The organism is Ectothiorhodospira sp. PHS-1, from assembly GCF_000225005.1.
Taxonomy (GTDB): Bacteria; Pseudomonadota; Gammaproteobacteria; order Ectothiorhodospirales; family Ectothiorhodospiraceae; genus Ectothiorhodospira.
Window position 1 is genome coordinate 1 of record NZ_AGBG01000069.1, and the last position, 1743, is coordinate 1743.

The following is a 1743-nucleotide window of genomic DNA, read 5'->3' on the forward strand; positions in this document are numbered from 1 at the left end:
TGTCCACCGCAAGGTGGAATCTGAAGGAAGCCTGCGGCAAACCGCCGAGCCGAGGAACACGAATCTCATACGAGGCGGGTTGCGTGGAGTGAGTGTGCTGAAGAACACAAAGCTCATCCCAACACGGCAGCGCAGCACGTATATGAGGCGGCTACATGGCGGGAAAGACGTGCGTCTTACCCCGGGAGATCCCTTATGACCGTTGGAGCCAAACCAACTGCACAGCGGGAGGAGCGGCAAGGGCATGAGGGAAGTCAGCAGCGGCCATAGTAGGTGGCGACATCCCACCGAAGGGCCAAAGGCAAGTGAAAGGTTTCTCTGTGATCTCTGACCAACGCGATGATAACCGACCGCAGTTGACTGGCAGCGGCAGACTGATTACAGACTGGAGACCTTGCGAACCCCGCTACCCGATCTCCATGGATGATGTGCTGAACAGCGCCAACATGGCGGATGCATGGAACCGGGTGCGGAGCAACAAAGGGGCCGCCGGCCCCGATGGACACACCATTGAAGAGACCGGGCACCTACTGAAGACATCCTGGCCGGAGATCAAAGAATCACTCCAGTCAGGTTCCTATCAGCCAGGGCCGGTCAGGACGGTCCACATCCCGAAAGGGAACGGGAAATCCCGTATGCTGGGAATTCCCAACGTGGTTGACCGTCTGATCCAGCAAGCCATCCATCAAGTGCTCAGTCCGCACTATGAGAAGGACTTCTCCGCCGCAAGCTATGGCTTCAGGCCGGGCCGGAATGCCTGGCAGGCAATTGAGCAGGCCCATGACTACGTCAAACAGGGCTACACCACCGTGGTCGACATCGACCTGGAGAAGTTCTTTGATCAGGTCAACCACGACATCCTGATGGCCAGGTTGGCGAGGCGCATTCAGGACAAGCGTTTGCTGGGCCTGATTCGCCGCTACCTCCAATCGGGAATGATGATGGATGGTCTCGTCAGCCAACGCGCGAAAGGCACCCCTCAGGGATCTCCTCTGAGCCCCTTACTCAGCAACATCCTGCTCGACGAACTCGACAAGGAACTGGAAGCCAGAGGCCATCGGTTCTGCCGATATGCCGACGACTGTCAGGTCTACGTCAAAAGTCCTCGGGCGGGCCACCGAGTTAAGGAAAGCATGACAGCCTTTCTGGAGACACGACTGAAGCTCCCAGTAAACAGGAGCAAGAGTCGCGTCGTGGCCGCTTCAAGAAGCAGCTTTCTGGGCTATGGCTTCCTTGGGATGGCCAGCCCCCGGATCCGCTGCAGCACGGAGACGGTCAAGCGCTTCAAAAGACGGGTCAGGCAATTGACCCGCGGGCATGACCGAGAAGCAATCGGGGTCAAACTGGCCCGCCTCGACAGATACATTCGGGGCTGGGCCAGCTACTTCCGGCTGGCAAAGACGCACCGGTTGTTTGCGGACCTCGACGGCTGGATCCGAAGCCGTTTACGGATGTGCCTGATGAAACAGTGGTTCAAACCGCGAACCCGGGTGAGAAAGATGATCGAACTCGGTTTGCCGGTGGACGAAGCCCGAGGCTACAGCCAACACAAGCGCTGGTGGTTCTTGGCCCAACTCCACCACACGCGGTTTCTGATGAATAACCACTGGTGGCGCGACCAAGGCTTCCGGGGTGTGAATTTCTACATGAACCGGTTCGCCAACACTTGACCAACCGCCGTGGTACGGATCCGTATGCCCGGTGGTGTGGGCGGACGGGGGCTAGCCCCCCTCCGACCCGATA

Annotated in this window: 1 protein-coding gene; it reads left to right on the top strand. The window is 58.7% G+C overall.

Annotation, left to right across the window (positions count from 1 at the left end; genetic code table 11):
- The first annotated feature begins 419 nt into the window (after positions 1–419).
- On the top strand, positions 420–1670 hold the full coding sequence (gene ltrA, locus ECTPHS_RS13600) for a group II intron reverse transcriptase/maturase (protein WP_210386939.1): 1251 nt from the start codon (positions 420–422) through the stop codon (positions 1668–1670).
- The last annotated feature ends 73 nt before the right edge of the window (positions 1671–1743 follow it).

What these genes read in the sequence shown, in the direction of transcription:
- ltrA (WP_210386939.1), top strand. Translation starts at nt 420, where the DNA reads ATGGATGATGTGCTGAACAGCGCCAACATGGCGGATGCATGGAACCGG.